1 pseudogene is annotated in these 385 nt (G+C 54.5%); it reads right to left on the bottom strand.

The features are described from left to right. Window positions 1–191: 191 nt before the first annotated feature. A pseudogene (locus AB3X86_RS38385) lies at window positions 192–385 on the bottom strand (IS3 family transposase); the annotation flags it as partial.

Below are 385 nucleotides of genomic sequence, written 5' to 3'. Positions count from 1 at the left end.
ACCCATCCAGACCTCGACAGAATTTGCAGGAAACTACCCATAATCTGCCAGGTTCCTGCAAATGCATCAACAACTTTCCGCTTCAAACCCTTGCTGCAAAAGGCTCTCCGGATTGTTCAGGTTCGACACAGTAGGACTGGTATCGTTCGGACTGAGCCGCCCCGGGTTTTCCGGAGACCGTTTTGCTTGCGTCATGCCACAGTGACAGACTCAGCGAGATTTGCATAGTAAGCGGCTTCTGCCTCGGCAGGTGGAATATTGCCGATGGGGCCGAAGAGCCGACGATTGTTGAACCAGTCCACCCATTCGAGCGTCGCCATTTCAACGGCCTGCAGATTGCGCCACGGTCCGAGGTGATGGATCACCTCTGCCTTGTACAAGCCGT

This window comes from Paraburkholderia sp. BR14374, from assembly GCF_040948685.1.
GTDB lineage: Bacteria > Pseudomonadota > Gammaproteobacteria > Burkholderiales > Burkholderiaceae > Paraburkholderia > Paraburkholderia youngii.
This window is presented reverse-complemented; position numbering and strand designations above follow the sequence as displayed.